This window comes from Bacillus sp. NMCC46, assembly GCF_002998465.1.
Taxonomy (GTDB): Bacteria; Bacillota; Bacilli; order Bacillales; family Bacillaceae; genus Bacillus.
Map to the genome: position 1 here is coordinate 220,578 of NZ_PVQZ01000001.1, position 15,579 is coordinate 236,156.

20 protein-coding genes are annotated in these 15,579 nt (G+C 39.9%); 7 read left to right on the plus strand and 13 right to left on the minus strand.

The genetic code is table 11. The features are described from left to right. Positions 1-20: 20 nt before the first annotated feature. On the minus strand, positions 21-2,750 hold the full coding sequence (gene acnA / locus C6Y01_RS01105) for an aconitate hydratase AcnA (protein WP_034660778.1): 2,730 nt from the start codon (positions 2,748-2,750) through the stop codon (positions 21-23). 220 nt (positions 2,751-2,970) lie between these two features. Here acnA and sspO point away from each other — a divergent pair, with 220 nt between their 5' ends. The 4 genes from sspO (at position 2,971) to C6Y01_RS01125 (ending at position 4,472) form a co-directional block, all read left to right on the plus strand. Continuing rightward, entirely contained in the window at positions 2,971-3,117 is a 147-nt protein-coding gene (gene sspO, locus C6Y01_RS01110) for a small acid-soluble spore protein SspO (RefSeq protein WP_034660777.1), read from the plus strand. A gap of 16 nt (positions 3,118-3,133) precedes the next feature. After that, positions 3,134-3,280 carry a small acid-soluble spore protein P gene (locus C6Y01_RS01115; RefSeq protein WP_003211331.1) on the plus strand — a complete coding sequence of 49 codons (147 nt, stop codon included), beginning with the start codon at positions 3,134-3,136 and terminating at the stop codon, positions 3,278-3,280. Positions 3,281-3,382: 102 nt separating this feature from the next. Continuing rightward, complete coding sequence (locus C6Y01_RS01120) at positions 3,383-3,784, plus strand: Hsp20/alpha crystallin family protein (RefSeq protein WP_034660776.1); 402 nt, start codon at positions 3,383-3,385, stop codon at positions 3,782-3,784. A gap of 259 nt (positions 3,785-4,043) precedes the next feature. Further along, positions 4,044-4,472 (plus strand): DUF2621 domain-containing protein, encoded by a 429-nt coding sequence (locus C6Y01_RS01125; RefSeq protein ID WP_095285215.1) that lies wholly within the window; start codon positions 4,044-4,046, stop codon positions 4,470-4,472. Between the two features lie 21 nt (positions 4,473-4,493). Here the strand turns inward: C6Y01_RS01125 and C6Y01_RS01130 are convergent, their stop codons facing one another. Continuing rightward, positions 4,494-4,976, minus strand: coding sequence for a CcdC family protein (locus tag C6Y01_RS01130; protein WP_034660774.1), 483 nt, complete (start codon positions 4,974-4,976; stop codon positions 4,494-4,496). Positions 4,977-5,070: 94 nt separating this feature from the next. Further along, complete coding sequence (locus C6Y01_RS01135) at positions 5,071-5,778, minus strand: cytochrome c biogenesis CcdA family protein (protein ID WP_034660773.1); 708 nt, start codon at positions 5,776-5,778, stop codon at positions 5,071-5,073. Between the two features lie 208 nt (positions 5,779-5,986). Here C6Y01_RS01135 and C6Y01_RS01140 point away from each other — a divergent pair, with 208 nt between their 5' ends. Beyond that, positions 5,987-6,160: an aspartyl-phosphate phosphatase Spo0E family protein gene (locus C6Y01_RS01140; protein ID WP_369810454.1), complete on the plus strand. Its 174-nt coding sequence runs from the start codon at positions 5,987-5,989 to the stop codon at positions 6,158-6,160. A 261-nt stretch (positions 6,161-6,421) separates the two neighbouring features. Here the strand turns inward: C6Y01_RS01140 and C6Y01_RS01145 are convergent, their stop codons facing one another. The 6 genes from C6Y01_RS01145 to yneA form a co-directional block, all read right to left on the minus strand. Beyond that, positions 6,422-6,640: a YneF family protein gene (locus C6Y01_RS01145; RefSeq protein ID WP_003212379.1), complete on the minus strand. Its 219-nt coding sequence runs from the start codon at positions 6,638-6,640 to the stop codon at positions 6,422-6,424. Between the two features lie 84 nt (positions 6,641-6,724). Continuing rightward, the gene (gene sirA / locus C6Y01_RS01150; RefSeq protein ID WP_012010100.1) at positions 6,725-7,171 is read right to left on the minus strand and encodes a sporulation inhibitor of replication protein SirA; all 447 of its coding nucleotides are present in this window, start codon (positions 7,169-7,171) and stop codon (positions 6,725-6,727) included. 197 nt (positions 7,172-7,368) lie between these two features. After that, a complete protein-coding gene (tkt, locus tag C6Y01_RS01155; protein ID WP_106037732.1) occupies positions 7,369-9,372 on the minus strand; it encodes a transketolase in 2,004 nt (667 codons plus the stop codon). Positions 9,373-9,559: 187 nt separating this feature from the next. After that, entirely contained in the window at positions 9,560-9,790 is a 231-nt protein-coding gene (locus C6Y01_RS01160) for a DUF896 domain-containing protein (protein WP_034660771.1), read from the minus strand. Positions 9,791-9,859: 69 nt separating this feature from the next. Further along, the gene (locus C6Y01_RS01165) at positions 9,860-10,507 is read right to left on the minus strand and encodes a YneB family resolvase-like protein (RefSeq protein WP_003211322.1); all 648 of its coding nucleotides are present in this window, start codon (positions 10,505-10,507) and stop codon (positions 9,860-9,862) included. A 17-nt stretch (positions 10,508-10,524) separates the two neighbouring features. Then, positions 10,525-10,836, minus strand: a complete 312-nt coding sequence (gene yneA, locus C6Y01_RS01170) for a cell division suppressor protein YneA (RefSeq protein WP_034660770.1) — start codon at positions 10,834-10,836, stop codon at positions 10,525-10,527. Positions 10,837-10,995: 159 nt separating this feature from the next. Here yneA and lexA point away from each other — a divergent pair, with 159 nt between their 5' ends. Then, the gene (gene lexA / locus C6Y01_RS01175) at positions 10,996-11,616 is read left to right on the plus strand and encodes a transcriptional repressor LexA (RefSeq protein WP_003212311.1); all 621 of its coding nucleotides are present in this window, start codon (positions 10,996-10,998) and stop codon (positions 11,614-11,616) included. A gap of 47 nt (positions 11,617-11,663) precedes the next feature. On the opposite strand, the gene C6Y01_RS01180 is transcribed toward lexA, so the two are convergent. Continuing rightward, positions 11,664-12,101 carry a hypothetical protein gene (locus tag C6Y01_RS01180; RefSeq protein WP_034660769.1) on the minus strand — a complete coding sequence of 146 codons (438 nt, stop codon included), beginning with the start codon at positions 12,099-12,101 and terminating at the stop codon, positions 11,664-11,666. Between the two features lie 296 nt (positions 12,102-12,397). On the opposite strand from C6Y01_RS01180, the gene C6Y01_RS01185 reads away from it, so the two are divergent. Further along, positions 12,398-12,940 (plus strand): IseA DL-endopeptidase inhibitor family protein, encoded by a 543-nt coding sequence (locus tag C6Y01_RS01185; RefSeq protein WP_034660768.1) that lies wholly within the window; start codon positions 12,398-12,400, stop codon positions 12,938-12,940. 33 nt (positions 12,941-12,973) lie between these two features. On the opposite strand, the gene C6Y01_RS01190 is transcribed toward C6Y01_RS01185, so the two are convergent. From C6Y01_RS01190 to C6Y01_RS01200, 3 genes are all read right to left on the minus strand, one after another. Beyond that, on the minus strand, positions 12,974-13,822 hold the full coding sequence (locus tag C6Y01_RS01190; protein ID WP_095285214.1) for an STAS domain-containing protein: 849 nt from the start codon (positions 13,820-13,822) through the stop codon (positions 12,974-12,976). 147 nt (positions 13,823-13,969) lie between these two features. Further along, entirely contained in the window at positions 13,970-14,350 is a 381-nt protein-coding gene (locus tag C6Y01_RS01195; RefSeq protein ID WP_045210079.1) for a NucA/NucB deoxyribonuclease domain-containing protein, read from the minus strand. Between the two features lie 267 nt (positions 14,351-14,617). Beyond that, positions 14,618-15,526 (minus strand): trypsin-like serine peptidase, encoded by a 909-nt coding sequence (locus tag C6Y01_RS01200; protein WP_095285213.1) that lies wholly within the window; start codon positions 15,524-15,526, stop codon positions 14,618-14,620. Positions 15,527-15,579 lie beyond the last annotated feature (53 nt).

A 15,579-nucleotide genomic window follows, 5' to 3' on the forward strand; every position in this document is an offset into this window, starting at 1 on the left:
TCTTCTTTGCTGTATGAGTATTAGTTGCTTGCCAATTTTTCACGAAGTACCATTTGAAGGATACCGCCATGACGATAGTAGTCAATTTCGACTTCACTGTCAAAGCGAACAACCACTTCAAATATTTTCTCATTGCCATCTGTATCAATTGCTTTCACAGTGACAAGATCACGTGGACGAACTGTTTCATCAACATGAACTTCAAATGTTTCTGTTCCTGTTAGACCATGAGTTTCTGCACTTTCTCCGTCTTTAAACTGTAAAGGAAGTACGCCCATGAAGACAAGGTTACTTCTATGGATACGCTCAAAGCTTTCAGCTAGAACAAATTTAATTCCAAGAAGGTTTGTTCCTTTTGCAGCCCAGTCACGTGAAGAACCCATTCCGTAGTCTTTACCTGCTAAGATTGCAAGACCCGTACCATCTTCTTTATATCGCATGCATGCATCATAAATGGATGTCACTTCACCAGTTGGCCAATAAGTTGTATATCCGCCTTCTGTTCCTGGTGCGATTTGGTTCTTAATACGGATGTTTGCAAAAGTACCTCTCATCATGACATGGTGGTTACCACGGCGAGATCCGTATGAGTTAAAGTCTCTAGGCGATACGCCTCTTTCTTGCAAGTATTTACCCGCAGGTGTGTCTTTACCAATCGCTCCAGCAGGAGAAATATGGTCAGTTGTCACAGAGTCACCGAACTTGGCAACGACGCGCAAGCCTTTAAGCGGTTCAACCTTACCAGGTTCAACTGATAGGTTTTCAAAGAATGGCGGGTTATCAATGTATGTGGAATTTTCATCCCATTTGTACAATGCATCATCCGTCGTTTTAATTTCATTCCAGCGGTCATTGTTGTCAAAAACAGTTTCATACTCTGAACGGAATAACTCAGGTGTGACAGTGCTTTTGACGACGCTGTTGATTTCGTCCATTGATGGCCAAATATCATCGAAATAAACGTTCTCACCATTTTTATCCACACCGATAGGGTCTTTTGTTAAATCAATATTCACCGTACCAGCAAGTGCATACGCCACAACTAATGGTGGAGATGCAAGGTAGTTTCCTTTCACAAGCGGGTGGATACGCCCTTCAAAGTTACGGTTACCTGATAAAACAGAAGTGATCAGCAGATCATTTTCAGAGACAGCATCCTCGATTTCTTGCGCAAGCGGTCCTGAGTTTCCGATACATGTTGTACAGCCATACCCAACGATGTTAAATCCGAGGTCTCTTAAGTATGGAAGAAGTCCTGAGTTCACGAGGTATCCTGTCACAACCTTAGAACCTGGTGCTAGTGACGTTTTCACGTAGTTTGGCACCTTCATACCAAGCTCACTTGCTTTCTTCGCAACAAGACCTGCTCCGATTAAGACGTATGGATTCGATGTATTCGTACAGCTCGTAATCGCTGCAATCGCAATCGCACCTGTCTTCATCACAGCTTTTTCACCATTTGCAAGATCAAATTCAATTTGTTTATCCAGCTCCGATTTTTCTAAGCCAAAACCTTGGTTACCAGCTGGGCTTTCAATGTGCTGATGGAACGTCTCTTTCATTTCAGAAAGTGGAATCAAATCTTGTGGACGCTTTGGACCAGATAAGTTTGATTCAATTTGAGAAAGGTCAATTTCCACAACATCCGTAAAAATTGGCTCTTCTGCATCTGGCGTATAGAATAAGCCATTTGCGCGAGAATATTCTTCAACGATATTAATTTGCTCTTCATCACGTCCAGTAAGGCGAAGGTAAGCAAGAGCTTCCTCATCTACTGGGAAGAATCCGCAAGTAGCACCGTATTCAGGCGCCATATTCGCAATCGTTGCACGATCCGCTAACGGCAGTTGTGCAACTCCAGGTCCGAAAAATTCAACGAATTTGTTCACTACGCCTTTTTCACGCAGAACTTGTGTCACTTTTAATGCAAGGTCAGTTGCAGTCGTTCCGTTTGGAAGCTCTCCAACTAATTTAGCACCAATGACTTCTGGTACTGGGAAGTATGAAGGCTGACCGAGCATACCAGCTTCTGCTTCAATACCGCCAACGCCCCATCCAAGTACGCCGATACCGTTGATCATGGTTGTATGAGAGTCAGTACCAACCAATGTATCTGGGTAAGTGATGATCTCACCATCTTCTTCAATCGCATGAACAACACTTGCAAGGTACTCTAAGTTTACTTGGTGAACAATCCCTGTTGCAGGCGGAACAGCTTGATAGTTATTAAACGCTTTCTTTGCCCAGCTAAGGAAGTTATAACGCTCTGCGTTACGTTCGAATTCTAAATCCATGTTAATGTTTAAAGCATCTTCAGTTCCAGCTTTATCAACTTGTACTGAGTGGTCAATGACAAGGTCAACTGGAATTTCAGGGTTGATTTTATCCGGATCCCCGCCTACATCTGCCATTGCTTTTCTTAAAGAAGCAAGGTCAACGACGGCTGGTACACCTGTGAAGTCTTGTAAAATAACACGAGAAGGTTTAAATGGAACATCAATTTCTTTGACCTCGGCAGTTCCCCATTTTGCCAAGTTTTCAACGTGTTCCTTCTTGATCACTCTACCGTCTACTTGGCGAAGCACTGATTCTAAAAGTACCTTAATGGAATAAGGCAGCTTAGAAACATTTCCGATTCCTTGTTTCTCTAGTGCTTCTAACGAATAATAGTGATACGTTTTCCCATTTGTCGAAAACGTTTTTCTAGATTGAAAAGCGTCTTGTTTAGCGACTTGCTGCTGTTTCGACATGTCCAAAATCCCCCTTTTGATGATCAAGATCAATTTCAATTCTCAGAAAAATCGTCGTATTTCACCACAATTTTCTCACAATTTCATCTTAAAACAAATTCATACATAAGTAAATAACAATGCTTTTATTAAATTCAATAAGTTTAGCTTATCATTAGGAAATGATTACTCTTCATAAACCAAGCAGGGCGGGATCATACTACAATTGAGGTGATAGAACATGACAAAACGCAAAGCAAATCATGTGATTGACGGCATGAACGCAGCCAAAAGCCAAGGGAATGGTGCAGGTTATATTGAAGATGACCAACTCGTTTTAACAGAAGAACAAAGACAAAACAATAAAAAACGTAAAAAAAACCAATAAGAAAGGAGCAATCACCATGACGAATAAAAACACAGGAAAAGACATCCGTCAAAACTCACCTAAGGAGCATCAAGGCGGACAGCCTGAGCCATTATCAGGCAGTAAAAAAGTGAAAAACCGCAACCATACAAGACAAAAGCACAATTCTCATCACGATATGTAAATATTCTCCTCTCATCCCGTGGCAAAGCGGGATGTTTTAGGTCTTTCACACATTTCAGTTCTCAACATATCATTTATTATGAGATGTGATGGAGGAGTGTTTATGGAGAATGAAAAGCAATCGAATTCCTCTGATTTTCTAGAAATAGATGATTGGCTCAATGTTTTAATGGATGATCCATTTGCCTGGTATGATGAACACCTCCCAATTGACCTTTATGAAACAAGCCGTGATTATATTATTGAGATTGATGTATCCACCCTATCGATCACTGATGTAAAGCTGACCTTCGCTGGACATGAGCTGACTCTCGCTTACACGGTACAAAAGCCAAATGATGAAGGCGAACAGCCAATTGAAAAAAGTGTCATGCTCCCTTTTTATTTGAACGACAAAGATATTGAAACAGAATACGAAAACCGAATCATTTCGATAAGAATTAAAAAAAGTTCTGACCATCCAAGCGGGGCATTTTCCTTTCAAATCCCGCACTTCAAACATTAAGAGCCCACCTTCATTTGGTGGGCTCTCTTCCGTTCGTGTCAAGTCAATACCTTTTGCGAACCACCATGGCCAAATAGTAGAGTCGCTATATGATAAGGTATTCTCTTTCTACTAGATGGTTTGGGTCTTTCTAGTAAATGGGCAGTTATTAATGAAAAAAGGCGTTCATAGAGATGAGAGACATACATTTTTGTTATTTTCTTCTATCATCTCTTCATGTAAAATAAGATAAGAGACGAGGGGTATAAGGAGTGAGAACATGTTAAGCGGCTGGTTTTTGTGGTTCATTTTATTTTGGGGTACGGTGATGATCGGATTACTCGCAATCGGTGGCTTTTTTATGTTTCGCAAATTTTTAAAACGATTGCCGAAGGAAGATGGGAAATCAGAGCTTGATTGGCAGGATGAATATATTCAAAAGAGCCTCCACCTATGGCGGGAAGAAGACAAAAAGCTTTTAAATGAACTCGTATTACCTGTTCCAGAGCTGTTTAGAGATGTAGCCAAAGAAAAAATTGCGGGAAAGATTGGCGAGCTGGCTTTAAAAGAACAAGCTGCCAGCATTAATTTAGATTTAATCATTCGCGGCTATATTATCGCTACCCCAAAGCGGGATCATAAGTTTTTACTGAAGCGCCTTCAAGAAAAAAACATCGATCACACGCCATATGAATCGTTATTAAAATAACCTCCTTTATCAAAAGGAGGTTTAATTCATTTGAACCTGCTGCGGATCTAATTGCTTAGACAGCTTTCTAAACGACAAATACATAGCAACGCGCCAAGGTACGATCATGCCAAAGGCAAGAATCCAAAACATCCCGCTTAGAGAACCATAATCAATAGAAGAACTCAGGATGGTCTTCATCCCGATACGAAGAACAAGAAGTCCAATGAGAATAAACACAAATGCTTTTGATCGCTTTAAATAAATGTCATTCCCTCTAATTTCAAACTTCGATGTTTTGATTAAAAAGATGGAGAAAAACATCCCCACTGTGATCGCCTCTAGAAATTCAGCCCCAGTTACTCGAAACATAGGAACAAAAAACATTAGTGCCCCAGTGCTCATGAAAATAGGAGGTAATATAATTTTTTTTGCGGTTGCAGGTTTTGCAGATGACTTAATGCGAATAAACATGACGGCTACCGCCATACATATCGCAATTATAGAAGAGATCAAGACCATCATATCAAATCATTCCTTTATTCTTTAAGGTCAGCCTATGTATAATATACTCCAATTGACGAAAAAAAACCATTCGCCGCGACTGTAGAAAACGATTTCAAAAGCCTGTAAATCCGCCGAACAATGAGGAGAACATGATGATAATCCATGTCAGAAGATCAAAGAACAGCAATATCCCTACCACAATCATAATGATCCCGCCAATTCTCATGATAAGCTGCTGGCGCTTTCTGATCCACGTCATTTTCGTGATGAAAAAGGATAGAACAAAAAACGGAACGGCAAATCCGAATACATACGCAATCATATATGTGACAGCCGACTCCGGATTGTTACCAGCAAGTGTGATAACAGCAGATAAAATAGGTCCTGTACAAGGTGTCCATCCAGCGGCAAAGCCCATTCCGATGAGAATTGACCCAAAAAAACCAGCAGGACGATTTTTGAACTGCATTCTCTTTTCCCCCATAAGGAAAGAAGGCTGGAAGACACCAAGAATCATAAAACCAAAGAAAATAATGAGAATGGCTCCAACCTGGCGAATTGCTTGATGGTAATCATAAAAAAACTTCCCAACATACGATGTCCCAAAGCCAATCGCAATAAATATAATAGAGAATCCAACTAAAAAGAATAAGGTATGAAGCAGACTTCTTCTTCTCAGCATCACCTTCTCAGATTTCACTTCATCTATACTAACGCCCGTAATATACGATAAAAAGGCTGGATAAAGCGGCAGACAGCATGGTGAGATAAAAGAAAGAAACCCTGCTCCAAAAGCTAAAAAGTAATTCAAATCTGTCAAAAGAACACCCCCTTCTTACAATATACAATAAGAGATGACAAAATCATTTCATTTTTTTTACATCCTCTCAATAAAGATGGTCTATTCTCTTAAAACCTTATATAATTTAATTTGACATCAAGATAACGAATCCTTTAAATTTGAAAATAAACCTTAAAATGGATATAATAAAATCGATTCTTTTTATCAAGATTTGCATGAAAGGAACATGACTTTGGTAAAAACATCATTATTAACTCAAATCGAAGAAAAAAGAGAAGAGCTGATGAAAGTTGTCTTGCATAATGGGATGACATCAACAGTGACCATCGAACATAGCCAGCAGCTAGATCATCTTCTCTTACAATATCAACGACACTTACACTCAAACTCAGCCAACTAATCATATCTCATGATATCTATCATGCTGCACGATTTTTAGAACAGTTGATATGTGACCATAAACGAAACAAAAACCTCTGATTACAGGGGTTTTTTGTTTTTAACAGGAGGCTGACGCAAAAATAAAAACCACCTTCCCTGCTTCATTCATGCAAGTACAGTGGTTTTAAAGCGTCTGATGAAGGTGAATTCAATAAAGATAGGACAACGCTTGTCCATTCTTTATAACCATGTTCCATCTATGATCATAATATCGTACGTATTATTTCGCTTGGTTGTTCATGGCTTTCATCATTTGATTGATTTTCTTCTGGGACGGTTTCATGCCCATTTGCATCATCATCATTCGAAGCATTTGTTCATTAATTGGTGGATTCTTTTTCAAGTAGCTCATCATATACTTACGAGCAATAAAGAATCCGAGTGCAACTCCTGCAAGCAGTGCAACAACGCCTACAAGGATGACAACCCATAAATCCATAATTCTTCCTCCTTCATGTTGTCTCGTATAAAGTGTACTAAACAAAAGGCTATTATACAACATTTCACGTTCAATTTTATTTTTTTAAACAAAATTCCTCACTTTTACCGGATTGAGCCACCCATGCTTCTTTGAACCAAAGTCCATCGCAAGAAAGCAAGGACTAATTTTTCTCAGCACTTCAAAAAACACCGCTTCTGCCTCGTAACTGCCGGTGGCAGACATTTGGATATAACGGTCTTTTATAATAAATGCAGCCGTTCCTTTTCCATCAGGTAAGGAAGCGCTGTATATCGAGCCAATTTGTGTATAGTGAATGTTCGTTAAGTTGTTCATTAATCGCTGGTGCATATGAAAAGCAGGGATTCGTTTCGTCACGTAATCCACTTGTTTCACAAGCATCACCAATTCATCTTCCGTGCGGTTCGTCCAGTGTAACGACTCAAACAAATGAAACAAAATCGATTCTCTGCCAAAATAATGATGTGCAAATTCATCCTCAATCCAATAAATATAATAATGGCGTTCCATGTCTATCCCTTCCTTTCACATTTCGTCAATCTCGTATATTGCTTGTATTATACAAAAATGTGAAAGAAAGAATTGTCTATATATGAAGCAAGAAGAAACTAGTTTTGTCAAAAAAACAAGAAAAAAGAAAAAAGTTTGCAGAGCGGATGAAAATGCTCTGCAAACAGATGAAAAAAAGCATGATGCTTGGAGACTGATTATTTGTTCAGCTTCGCTTTCACACGGCTGACCACATTGCTGACCGTAAATCCATATTTCTCAATAATGGTTTCACCTGGTGCAGAAGCGCCAAATTTATCAATGGCAATCACGTCACCATCAAGACCAGTGTAACGCTCCCAGCCAAGTGAAGCCCCCATTTCAATCGCAATACGTGCCCGCACTGCTGTAGGAAGGACTGATTCTTTGTATTCATCTGACTGCTGATCGAAACGATCCCATGCAGGAAGACTGACAACAGACGCGCGGATCCCTTCTTTTTCAAGTGCTTTTTGCGCTTCAATCGCTAAACCGACTTCAGATCCAGAAGCGAGTAGAAGTGCTTCGGGCTGTGCATCAGCAGCTTCAACGACGACGTATCCACCTTTTTCTACTCCCTCATACGCCTTCTCTGGTGCTTGGTCAATCGTTGGAAGGTTTTGACGAGTCAGAACTAGTGCTGTCGGTTTATCCGTTGAAGATACAGCAAGTTTCCACGCTGCAGCTGTTTCGTTTCCATCCGCTGGGCGAATAACAGAAAGATTAGGCATCGCACGTAATGAAGCAAGCTGTTCAACCGGCTCATGTGTCGGACCATCTTCACCAACAGCGATACTGTCATGAGTAAAAACATATGTGACTGGAAGTCCCATTAAGGCAGCAAGACGAATAGCTGGTCTTAAGTAATCTGAGAAAACAAAGAACGTTCCGCCGAATACACGAAGGCCGCCGTGAAGTGCCATACCGTTTAACGCGGCACCCATTGCAAATTCTCTGACACCGAACCAAATATTCTTGCCGGCATAATTATTTTTACCAAAGTCGTCTGTATTTTTAATCGTTGTTTTGTTTGAACCTGCAAGGTCAGCAGACCCACCAATAAAGAAAGGTACTTGCTTCGCAATGCCATTTAATACTTCGCCTGAAGAAGCGCGGGAGGCAAGACTTGAACCTGCTTCATAAACAGGAATCTCTTGTTCCCAATTCTCAGGAAGCTTTCCTTCAATCGCAAGCTTCAGTTGAGCTGCAAGCTCAGGGTATTCTTTTTCATATTGTTCAAATAGTTCATTCCAAGCTGCTTCTTTTTTCTGACCAGCGTCTTTTACAGCTTCTTTGAAATGATCGTACACTTCAGAAGGTACATGGAAATCTTCTTCAAACGTCCAAGAGTAAGCTTCCTTCGTCAGCTTGGCTTCATCGCTGCCAAGCGGTGCACCATGCACACCAGACGTTCCTGCACGGTTAGGCGATCCGAAACCAATCGTTGTTTTCACTTCAATCAATGTAGGTCTGTCTGTACTTTGTTTCGCCTTTTCGATAGCAGCCGTCACTTCTTCAATGTTGTTGCCGTCTTTCACATAGAGAACTTCCCAGTTCATCGCTTCAAAACGATTCTTCACATTTTCAGAGAATGAACGATCTAGGTCGCCATCTAATGAAATATCATTTGAATCATAAAGAACAATTAAACGGCCTAAGCCTAAATGACCAGCAAGTGAAGCAGCTTCAGAGGAAATTCCCTCCATTAAGTCCCCATCTCCGCAAATGCTGTATGTATAGTGATCTACAACATTAAAGTTGTCTTTGTTATACGTTTCCGCAAGATGTCTTTCTGCAAGTGCCATACCAACTGCCATGGCAATCCCCTGCCCTAAAGGACCTGTTGTAGCATCTACGCCCTCTGTATGTCCAAATTCAGGGTGTCCAGGTGTTTTGCTACCCCATTGGCGGAATTGTTTTAGATCATCGATGCTCAGGTTGTATCCGCTTAAATGAAGCATGCTATATAGAAGCATAGAACCATGCCCCGCAGATAAAACAAAACGGTCTCTGTTAAACCAATTAGGGTTTTGCGGACTTACGTTTAAGTGATTCGTCCATAAAGCGTATGCCATTGGTGCAGCACCCATTGGCATTCCAGGGTGACCGGAATTCGCTTTTTCAATTGCGTCTATGGAGAGAGTACGTATTGTTGCAATAGATTTCAATTCAATCGTTTCCATATAAATCCCCTTCCGTATCTTGTGTACACCATTATCATAAATCTACTGTCCTTTTTTCACAACTATTTCACGCTGAAAAAGAGTGATTTTGTCACATTTAGTTTATCGATCACCTAAAAAGTTATGCAAATATGAAAAAAGATGAGAATATACTTCCCATCTTTTCAAAATTTAAGAAATCACAGACTTAGTGAAGATTTTGATCTCTTTCTCTTTTTAATTTTTCTGGTGTGACATCGTTTCCTTCAGGATCAACGATTTTCACGGTTTTAAGTGTATTTTTCATAGAAGAACGAAAAGCTTTTAAATACTCTTCTCTCAATAGCTTTTGTTCTGTTTTTTCAGCGTCTGATAAACCGGTCTCTTTCGACTTTTTTGAAAGCTCATTGATTCTTGCAAGCTGCTTTTTAGAAATCATGACAAACTCCTTTAAAACATTTTCTCTACATACTACTAAATATCAATCATTTTGACAACAAATCAAGCTTTAGGTGGTCAGACCTTTTTCATATTCTTGATACCTTCTATGGACCGTTGCTTTTGAAATGTCAAAACCTAGTGCCTGAAGAGTTGCTGCAATTTCTGCGAATGTCATGTTGTTTTTTCTTAATCGAACAATTTCTGAAATCGGCACTTCAATACGCTCACGGCCAGGCGCATGATCCTGCTGTTTTAAATTCAGTTCGGGCTGATACCCGCGCTCAACAGCTCTTCTCATTCCCCGCTTGATTTTCAGGTTATGAATTTTTCGTTGATACTCTTCAACTACTCCTACGATCTCAATAACCATTTCATCTGCTTCTGAAAGCTCAAGCTCGCCTCTATGAAACGTACTGTACACCTTTACGTTCTCTTTAAAAAGACAATGAAGAAGCGCAATTTTTGCTTGTCCTCTTCCGAGACGCGTTTCATCCTGGATAAGAACGGCATCAATTGACTCTTCTTTTAGTGTAGCTAGCATATCAAACACACCATCACGATCTAGATCATATCCGCTTGCTTTTTCTTTGATGACTTTCACCACATTCATCTTGTGCATAGCAGCTAAAGCCAGCAGTTCTTCTTCTTGTCTCTTCAGCGAGGTTTCCTGCTCTTCTTTGACAGTGCTTACTCTCGCATAGATGATTGCATTCATGACTTCAATCGACCTTTCTATTGTACTGTTGCAAGTTGATATACGACTGGATGCTCTTTTTTGACTGGTATGACAAGAATGTCACCAGGCTGGATTTCCGTTGAAGCAAGATCATTGTGTTCTGTGACCCAGTCAATAAACGCATTTTTGTCGATTGATTTGCTGTCGTTTACTTGATCAGCTAACCCCCAAAGAGTATCACCTGATTGAACCTCTATTTTAACATACTGATTTGGATCATTATGGCTTGTGACTGCAATAAGTGAGAGAAATATGCCAACGATGAATGAGAATACCCCAATAAAAATAATAGATTCTTTTAACCTCATAATGTCATCTCTCCTAACAGAATATGTGTTCGCTCTTTCTGTCACTCATTATAAATACGAACAAACGTTTCTGTCAAACGTTTTTTTCGAACCTATGTTTGTACTGTTAGGAAAAACATGCTATAATTTCTTTAAAATTGACGTTTTGAGGTGCAAAAGATGACGAAGCTATCAAAAAGACAACTCGATATCCTGACATTCATCAAAGAAGAAGTAAAAAGTAAGGGCTATCCCCCATCCGTTCGTGAAATTGGAGAAGCTGTCGGTCTAGCATCCAGTTCAACGGTTCATGGACATTTAGCTAGACTAGAAACAAAGGGCTTAATTAGAAGAGACCCGACAAAACCTAGAGCGATCGAAGTACTAGATGAAGAGGAAATGAATATTCCTAAGAGTGCTGTAATGAACGTACCAGTCATCGGAAAAGTAACAGCAGGCCTGCCTATTACGGCTGTTGAGAATGTAGAAGAATACTTCCCTCTTCCAGAGACTTTTGCAGCACCAGATGAACAAGTATTTATGCTTGAAATTATGGGAGAAAGTATGATTGATGCAGGAATTTTGGACAAGGACTATGTCATTGTGCGTCAGCAAAGCACCGCTAACAATGGAGATATTGTCGTCGCCATGACAGAGGAAGATGAAGCGACAGTGAAACGTTTCTATAAAGAAGATACACACTTTAGATTACAGCCAGAGAACCCATCTATGGAACCGATTATTTTACAGAATGTAAGTATACTAGGTAAAGTGATTGGCGTATTTAGAAATATTCACTAAAAAAAGCCGGTATTTCATCAGCTGCTGATGAGAACCGGCTTTTTCTTTTATGAACAAGAATATGCTAGAATACGCGAGCTTGGGAAGGAACCAAATGTAAAGTTTGGCCAAATAAAGCCAGTTGTCCTCCCGAAAGGCTGTGAGGATAGGACATACATTAAAAACACTTGACCGTTTCTCATGAACACAATCGTCCATCTTCTATTACATCCCGCTGCAAATTGAACAGATTGCTGACCTCCACCTGTTTGCCCTGAAATAAGTGACTGCATGCTTTGAGGCTGTGATAATGCTTGCTGATACTGCGAAATGATATGCTGCGGCGGAGCTGGCGGAGCTGATCCGCTTGATCCGGGTCCAGTGCCTCCTCCTCCGATTGGAAACCCTGGAAATCCTCCAACTTGAGGAATAGGGAGTGATGGCCATCCTTGCATCTGCCTGTCATATGAGTACCCATTCCACATACCTTCATACGGATAATACATATTCAACACCACTTTCTTAGACATTCATCACGATAGTATATGTCATAAATGAAAAAGCGTGTTGAACGTCCAAACAAAAATTTTTCCAAAAAACGTTTTGTTCTTCTTTAGAACGGTTAAATAGTAGATATAAAGAAAAAATAAAAAAATGAAAACTTTTTGTCTCCCTCAAACGTTATATATATATAGAAAGAAAAGAAATAAAAAACATTTAGAATTAATACTTGTAATATCACTGTAATTATTGTAACATTTGTAACATAAGAAGTTTTCATTGAGAAAAGGAGGCAATCGCCTTGAAAAAATTATTCGTTTTATTAACTGCTATTATGCTTATGATCTCATTACAATCTACAACATTGGCCGCTTCTAAAAAACCAGCCGCTTTGACAAATAAAGAAGCGTTACATATTGCCCTTGACGCACGAGAACACTTTTGGAGTGCGATGTCAGGCTACAAAATTAATGAACATTCCGATTACAAATTAAAATCATTTAGCTATAAAGACATGACATACAACTATCTTTCTAAAACATTTGATACAAAGAAAAAACTAAACAGCTACCTATCTCAAGTTTTCACAAAAGATGCCATCAATCAAGGTTTAAAAGACTACCAGTTCATTGTTCATAAAGGCAAAATGGCTGTTCCAGTCGGTGACGGAGACAACATGCTTAATTGGGATAAAGCCACACCTAAACTTGTCTCTAAAAAACAAACGGTCCGCACATATGAATTCACCGTCCCAACACTTGATGGACGCAAAGTAAAACGAACTGTTACGTACGAAAAAGTACAAAAAGATTGGAAAGTCACAAAAATTGACGCTGTCATCTAAATCAAAAACCAGGCCATTCAATCGGCCTGGTTTTTATATTGGAGAAAATTCAGTCATGCGGTCCAGCGCGTGAGCAAGTGATGATGCCGTGCGAAATTCATTAAAAGGAAGCCCAAGCTGCACGGCTGTTTGGGCAATTTCTGGTCTGATGCCTGAAATGGTCGTCTCTACTCCAATTAACCGAAGTGATGTGACAAGATCAAAGATTTGATGAGCCACCATTGTATCAATAATGACAACGCCCGATAAATCAATACATAAATGCTGTACGCCTTTTTGCGAGCACTGTTTCAGCGTATTTTCTAAAATCATCTTTGCTCTCGCTGTATCAATGTCACCTACTAACGGCAATAACGCAATATGATTTTTTAAAACAATGACAGGTGAGCTCAGCTCGTAAATCATGTCTCTTTGTGCCACGAGCTTCCTCGTTGTATTTTTCACATATTGCTGGATAAACACATGAATTGAAATATTAAACGCCTCTGAAATTAAATCATACCAATAAAAGATGCGGTCAATATCAATTTCATCTTGACGCTGTTTAATAAATTCTTTTAAGTAATGAAGGACTACTCTTTGATTGGACATGTATTCTCTCACAACATAATCTAATGGTGTATTTAAATGCTTCGGGTCACTGGCTAAGTCTTCAGACCACTTTTTAAACTCAGTATGTAAATATGTCTTGTCTTCAATAAGAGCACGTATAAAATGCTGGTAATAATCTTGATTTTGCCGTTTCAGCTCTGCTATGATGCTGGAATCTGTTGAACGATAGATTGATTCTGGATCATCATCCTCAATTGATTCATACCAAGTTTCAGTCAGTTTCTCTGCATGTTGCATGAAAAAATCGTATAATGCACGGTTCTTATCCATAAGCATATGTCCCTTCACATTTTCTTCTTGACAGTCTTTGTACCTTATAGATCCATTGTACCACTGAATCTTTTGTCCCTGCTAGCTCCAATACGCTCTGATCATCAACAAAAAAGGCACCTACTCACAGGTGCCTCTCATCCAGTTTTATTTCACAATAAATAAAATTCTTTTCCCATCAGGATAACCGCTGATCTGGTGTCCAACCCATGAGCCTGCTCCCCTATTATCAGATGGGCTGACATATTGAACACTCGCACCTTTTCCTCCCTCAAGACAAACCGCCATCGGCCACTCATCCCGGTCAAAGCCAGGTTTAGTCGGAATTCCTTTTAATGATTCTTGCCTGCGGGCATCTGCTCCATTTCGGTCGATCGTACACACATCTGAATGCCCTTTTCGAATGGCTTCTTGAATATGGCTGCCTGTTTCAGGGTACCGTTCCTTTGGAAATTGAATGACATGATCATATCGATCCGCACCTTTTGCCGCATGTTTCTCCCCAAATCCACCTAACAACGTGCCCATCCATATCACAAAGCATAAGGCGACACCAGTGATCCAGCCTCTTCTCATTTTCAAAAGTGTGAGACCTCCTCATTTTTCTCAAGCAGAATCTTGACTTAAAGGAAATGTGTTATTTTAATGTATGAGCGGTTCACGAATGACATGTGAAAAAAATGATGAGGCTGAGAACTCAATGAATCTCTCAGGTTAGACAGATAGAAACCAGTGATTCTATCCATATAAAAAAGCTTGTCCCCTATGAAGGAAACAAGCTTTGTGCTCTAGCTTTTATTGCGCTTTTGCATAGTTGATAAATTCAACAAAGGCAGCTGTCGCTTTTGGACCGCCATTAATCGTTCCGTTTGAATACCCTGCGTTATGAACCCCAACGATTTGCTGATTTTGATCTAGCATCGCTGAGCCTGAATTTCCGCTAAATGTATCAATCGTATAGTATGCGAGATTTGTATCTTCTCTTGTCACAGAACCTGACATCTCCCACTGCGACACCTTGCCAGTCGATCTCATTTTATCACCTGGATATCCAGAAATTTTAATCGTTGTCCCAGTTAAGTTTGTCACCTGACGGATAGAGCGGTAACCGACCGTATTGCCAATGTTCGTATCTGTTTTGATCACGGCAAAATCATATTGGCTCGCGCCAGTATTGATATATCCGCTTGGTACATAGAACTCCGTCATGTTTGCTGAGCCATTCACCGCTGTACTATCGTTCATGCCTGGATACACCGATCCTTTTGCACTATAACTTCTCGATGCTGTATTGTACACGCAGTGCCCGTTTGTCAAAATTTTGTTAGGGGCAATGAGTGTCCCCGTGCAGCTTGAGCCGCCAAATGTAATATAAGCAATTGAATTATATGGTGCCACTCTTGTGTTTGCTACTTTTGTTCTTCCATCGTCTCCAATGACGACTTTTGTTTGAAAGTCTTTTAAATATTTTGATAGTGGTTTTACTTTTTCGCCAACAGTAGAAGAAAGATCATCCACTTTGTCAAAGGATGAGGGGGATTTCGTATCATTGTGGAAATCACTTGAAGAGATCACCTTTCCATCAGAAGTCACCATGTCATAATCAGACGTTAGTACTGAATCCGATGTGGCATGGGCAAAACTAGGCACACTTAAAGCACCAAAAACGAGCAGAGAAGGGAGTAACATTTTCACCTTTTTCATCATATTCCTCCTTTATGTCCTATATCAAAAATCATACGATTGTTTCATATTGG

Coding starts and splice junctions, on each gene's coding strand:
- acnA (WP_034660778.1), bottom strand. CDS start 2,750: ATGTCGAAACAGCAGCAAGTCGCTAAACAAGACGCTTTTCAATCTAGA.
- sspO (WP_034660777.1), top strand. CDS start 2,971: ATGACAAAACGCAAAGCAAATCATGTGATTGACGGCATGAACGCAGCC.
- C6Y01_RS01115 (WP_003211331.1), top strand. CDS start 3,134: ATGACGAATAAAAACACAGGAAAAGACATCCGTCAAAACTCACCTAAG.
- C6Y01_RS01120 (WP_034660776.1), top strand. CDS start 3,383: ATGGAGAATGAAAAGCAATCGAATTCCTCTGATTTTCTAGAAATAGAT.
- C6Y01_RS01125 (WP_095285215.1), top strand. CDS start 4,044: ATGTTAAGCGGCTGGTTTTTGTGGTTCATTTTATTTTGGGGTACGGTG.
- C6Y01_RS01130 (WP_034660774.1), bottom strand. CDS start 4,976: ATGATGGTCTTGATCTCTTCTATAATTGCGATATGTATGGCGGTAGCC.
- C6Y01_RS01140 (WP_369810454.1), top strand. CDS start 5,987: ATGACTTTGGTAAAAACATCATTATTAACTCAAATCGAAGAAAAAAGA.
- C6Y01_RS01145 (WP_003212379.1), bottom strand. CDS start 6,640: ATGGATTTATGGGTTGTCATCCTTGTAGGCGTTGTTGCACTGCTTGCA.
- sirA (WP_012010100.1), bottom strand. CDS start 7,171: ATGGAACGCCATTATTATATTTATTGGATTGAGGATGAATTTGCACAT.
- tkt (WP_106037732.1), bottom strand. CDS start 9,372: ATGGAAACGATTGAATTGAAATCTATTGCAACAATACGTACTCTCTCC.
- C6Y01_RS01160 (WP_034660771.1), bottom strand. CDS start 9,790: ATGATTTCTAAAAAGCAGCTTGCAAGAATCAATGAGCTTTCAAAAAAG.
- C6Y01_RS01165 (WP_003211322.1), bottom strand. CDS start 10,507: ATGAATGCAATCATCTATGCGAGAGTAAGCACTGTCAAAGAAGAGCAG.
- yneA (WP_034660770.1), bottom strand. CDS start 10,836: ATGAGGTTAAAAGAATCTATTATTTTTATTGGGGTATTCTCATTCATC.
- lexA (WP_003212311.1), top strand. CDS start 10,996: ATGACGAAGCTATCAAAAAGACAACTCGATATCCTGACATTCATCAAA.
- C6Y01_RS01180 (WP_034660769.1), bottom strand. CDS start 12,101: ATGTATTATCCGTATGAAGGTATGTGGAATGGGTACTCATATGACAGG.
- C6Y01_RS01190 (WP_095285214.1), bottom strand. CDS start 13,822: ATGGATAAGAACCGTGCATTATACGATTTTTTCATGCAACATGCAGAG.
- C6Y01_RS01195 (WP_045210079.1), bottom strand. CDS start 14,350: ATGGGCACGTTGTTAGGTGGATTTGGGGAGAAACATGCGGCAAAAGGT.
- C6Y01_RS01200 (WP_095285213.1), bottom strand. CDS start 15,526: ATGAAAAAGGTGAAAATGTTACTCCCTTCTCTGCTCGTTTTTGGTGCT.